Annotated in this window: 3 protein-coding genes; all 3 read right to left on the reverse strand. The window is 67.8% G+C overall.

Annotated elements, in window-relative coordinates:
• Window positions 1-1,362: TrkH family potassium uptake protein (locus tag ACCC94_RS28165; RefSeq protein WP_413352886.1), on the reverse strand; the 1,362-nt coding region annotated here is incomplete at its 3' end.
• 126 nt (window positions 1,363-1,488) lie between these two features.
• Window positions 1,489-2,862: a Trk system potassium transporter TrkA gene (gene trkA / locus ACCC94_RS28170; RefSeq protein WP_413352887.1), complete on the reverse strand. Its 1,374-nt coding sequence runs from the start codon at window positions 2,860-2,862 to the stop codon at window positions 1,489-1,491.
• Window positions 2,863-2,907: 45 nt separating this feature from the next.
• Window positions 2,908-4,131: 16S rRNA (cytosine(967)-C(5))-methyltransferase RsmB (gene rsmB, locus ACCC94_RS28175; RefSeq protein WP_413352889.1), on the reverse strand; the 1,224-nt coding region annotated here is incomplete at its 5' end.

Below are 4,131 nucleotides of genomic sequence, written 5' to 3' on the forward strand. Positions count from 1 at the left end.
GGCGCTGCCCGGCAGGTTGCCGTAGTGCGCCGCAGCGTCGCCCAGCGCGGGGCCCAGGTTGTTCAGGCACGAGGCCAGCGTGGAGAACGCCGTGAGCTGGTCGACGCCCAGCGCGAGCAGTACCAGCATCAGGCTGACGAAGGTCAGCAGGTAGATCGAGAAGAACGCCCACACCGATTCCACCACGCGATCGGGCACGGTACGTCGCCCGAGCTTCACCAGGAATACGCCGTTGGGGTGCAGCAGGCGCAGGAACTCGCGCATGCCTTGGCGGTACACCAGCAGTACGCGCATCACCTTCATGCCACCGCCGGTGGAACCGGCACAGGCGCCGATGAAGGTGCTGTAGAGCAGCAGGTAGGGCAACAGGGTTGGCCAGCTGCTGAAGTCGGCCAGGCCGAAGCCGGTGGTGGTCGCCACCGAGATCACCATGAACGCGGCGTAGCGCATCGACTGCAATGGCGAGTCGTAGTGATGGTGGGCGACCAGCGTCGCCGAGGTGATCAGGAACAGCACCAGCAGGATGCCCAGATAGGCACGGCACTCGGTGTCCCGCAGGTAATGCCGCAGGCTGCGCTGGCGCCAGGCGAGGAAGTGCAGGCTGAAATTGATCCCGGAGATCACCAGGAAGGCCATGCAGATCAGCTCGATCAGCGGGCTGTCGAAGTAGCCGATGCTGGCGTCATGGGTGGAGAAACCGCCGATGGCGATGGTCGAGAAGCTGTGGCCGACCGCGTCGAACAGGTTCATGCCGGCCGCCCAGTAGGCCAGCGCGCAGGCGAGCGTCAGGCCGCAGTAGAGGAACCACAGGGTCTTGGCCGTATCGGCGATGCGCGGCGAGAGCTTGTGCTCCTTCAGCGGACCGGGCATTTCCGCGCGGTACAGCTGCATGCCGCCGATGCCCAGCATCGGCATCACCGCCACCGCCAGCACGACGATGCCCATGCCGCCCAGCCACTGCAGCTGCTGGCGGTAGTAGAGGATCGCGTGGGGCAGCGCATCGAGCCCGGTGAGCACCGTGGCGCCCGTGGTGGAGAGGCCGGAGAAGGATTCGAACAGCGAGTCCACCACACCCATGTGCGGCGCGTCCGACAGGGCGAAGGGCAAGGCGCCGAAGGAGCCCAGCACGATCCAGAACAGCGCCGTCACTAGGTAGCCGTCGCGGATGCGCAGGTCCTGCTTGTGCTGGCGGCACGGCCACCAGAGGGCGAAGCCGGTCAGCAGGGTGACCAGGAACGACGAGGCGAAGGGCTGCCAGGCGTGCTCGGCGTAATGCAGGTCGACGAGCAGCGGCGGGAGGTGCGTGGCGCTGAACAGCATCAGCAGCACGCCGAGGATTCGACCGATGGAGGAGTAGCGCATGACCGGAGGCAGACAGGCTGGAACAGGCCGCGCAGGGTGACAAGGGAAGCCGAATGGCGCAGTAGGACCTGTCTGAAACCGCCTCGGATTGATCTGGCGGGCCGCCATTCGGCGGCCCGGGATGCATCAGAAGAAGGTCAGGCCGGCCTGGAACAGCCGCTCGACGTCGCGGATGCGCTTCTTGTCCACCACGAAGAGGATCACGTGGTCGCCGGATTCGATCTTCGTCTCGCCATGGGCGATCAGCACGTCGTCGTCGCGGATCACCGCGCCGATGGTGGTGCCCGGCGGCAGCTGCACTTCGTTGATCCTGCGACCGATCACCTTGCTCGACTTGGCGTCGCCGTGGGCGACCACCTCGATCGCCTCGGCGGCGCCGCGGCGCAGCGAGTGCACGCTCTCGATGTCGCCGCGGCGCACGTGGGTCAGCAGGGTGCCGATGGTGGCCAGCTGCGGGCTGATGGCGATGTCGATCTCGCCGCCCTGCACCAGGTCCACGTAGGCGGGGTTGTTGATCAGCGTCATCACCTTGCGCGCGCCCAGGCGCTTGGCCAGCAGCGACGACATGATGTTGGCCTCGTCGTCGTTGGTCAGGGCGAGGAACAGGTCGGTGTCGCCGATGTTCTCCTCCAGCAGCAGGTCGCGGTCCGAGGCGCTGCCCTGCAGCACGATGGAGCTGTCCAGGCTGTCGGAGAGGTGCCGGCAGCGCGCCGGGTTCATCTCGATGATCTTCACCTGGTAGCGGCTCTCGATGGCCTCGGCCAGGCGCTCGCCGATGTTGCCGCCGCCGGCGATGATGATCCGCTTGTAACTGTCCTCGAGCCGGCGCATCTCGCCCATCACGGCGCGGATGTGGGCCTTGGCAGCGATGAAGAACACCTCGTCGTCGGCCTCGATCACCGTGTCGCCCTGAGGAATGATCGGCCGGTTGCGCCGGTAGATCGCTGCCACGCGGGTATCGGCGTTGGGCATGTGCTCGCGCAGCTGGCGCAGCTCCTGGCCCACCAGCGGGCCGCCATAGTAGGCGCGGATGCCGACCAGCTGAGCCTTGCCCTCGGCGAAGTCGATCACCTGCAGGGCGCCAGGGTATTCCACCAGGCGCTTGATGTAGTTGGTCACCACCTGCTCGGGGCTGATCAGCACATCGACCGGAATCGCCTCGTTGTCGAACAGCCCGGCGCGGGTCAGGTAAGCCGCCTCGCGCACGCGGGCGATGCGCGTCGGGGTGTTGAACAGGGTGTACGCGACCTGGCACGCCACCATGTTCACCTCGTCGCTGTTGGTCACCGCCACCAGCATGTCGGCGTCGTCGGCGCCGGCCTGGCGCAGCACCGTGGGGAACGAGGCCTTGCCGTGGACGGTGCGGATGTCCAGGCGGTCGTTGAGATCGCGCAGGCGTTCGCCGTCGGTGTCGACGACGGTGATGTCGTTGGCTTCGCTGGCGAGGTGCTCGGCCAGAGTGCCGCCGACCTGGCCGGCGCCGAGGATGATGATTTTCATGGAGCGGCGTGCTTTTCCGTTTCGGGATGCGGGGTCCGGCGCGCCTCAGCGCGCGGAAATCTTGATCAGCTTGGCATAGTAGAAGCCGTCATGCCCGCCGGGCTGCGGCAGCAACTGGCGCCCGTGCGGTTGCTTGATGCCCCAGGGGCCGGACAGGTCCAGCTCGCGGGCGCCAGGGGTGCGACCGAGGAACGCGGCGATCTGCTCGCTGTTCTCCTGCGGCATCACCGAGCAGGTCGCGTAGACCATCACGCCGCCGACTTCGAGGGTCGCCCACAGCGCGTCGAGCAGTTCGCCCTGCAGCTGCGCCAGCGCCTCGATGTCCTCGGCGGTGCGGGTCAGCTTGATGTCCGGGTGGCGGCGGATCACGCCCGTGGCGGAGCACGGCGCGTCCAGCAGGATGCGCTGGAACGCCTTGCCGTCCCACCATCTGGCGGTGTCGCGGGCGTCGGCGGCGAACAGCTCGGCCGAGAGTTGCAGGCGCGCCAGGTTTTCTCGTACGCGCACCAGGCGGCTTTCTTCGAGGTCCACGGCAACCACGCCGGCCAGCTGGGGCTCGGCTTCCAGCAGGTGGCAGGTCTTGCCGCCGGGGGCGCAGCAGGCGTCCAGCACGCGCTGGTTGGGCGCCAGTTCCAGCAGGTCGGCGGCCAGTTGCGCAGCCTCGTCCTGCACGCTGACGCGGCCTTCGGCAAAGCCCGGCAGCTCGCGCACATCGCAAGGCTGCACGAGGTTGATGCCATCGCGGCTGAACTCGCAGGCGACCGCTTCGAAGCCGACGCGGTTGAGCTCCTCCAGATAGGCCTCGCGGCTGCCGTGGCGACGGTTCACCCGCAGGGTCATCGGCGGGTGTGCGTTGTTGGCGGCGCAGATGGCTTCGAACTGCTCCGGCCAGGACTTCTTCAGTGCCTTCTGCAACCAGCGCGGGTGCGCGAGGCGCGCAGCCGGGTCCTTGTCGACTTCGGCCAGCAGGATTTCGCTTTCGCGCTGGGCGCGGCGCAGCACGGCGTTGAGCAGCCCCTTGGCCCAGGGCTTCTTCAGCTTGTCCGCGCAGCCGACGGTTTCGCCGATGGCTGCGTGGGGGGGAATGCGGGTGTAGAGCAGCTGGTACAGGCCGACCAGCAACAGCGCCTCGACGTCACGGTCGCCGGCCTTGAACGGCTTCTGCAGCAGGCGCGCGGCGAGGGTGGACAGGCGCGGTTGCCAGCGGGCGGCGCCGAAGGCCAGCTCCTGCACCAGGCCACGATCACGCGGCTCGACGTTCTCCAGCTG

This window comes from Pseudomonas sp. Pseusp97, from assembly GCF_047304025.1.
Taxonomy (GTDB): Bacteria; Pseudomonadota; Gammaproteobacteria; order Pseudomonadales; family Pseudomonadaceae; genus Pseudomonas.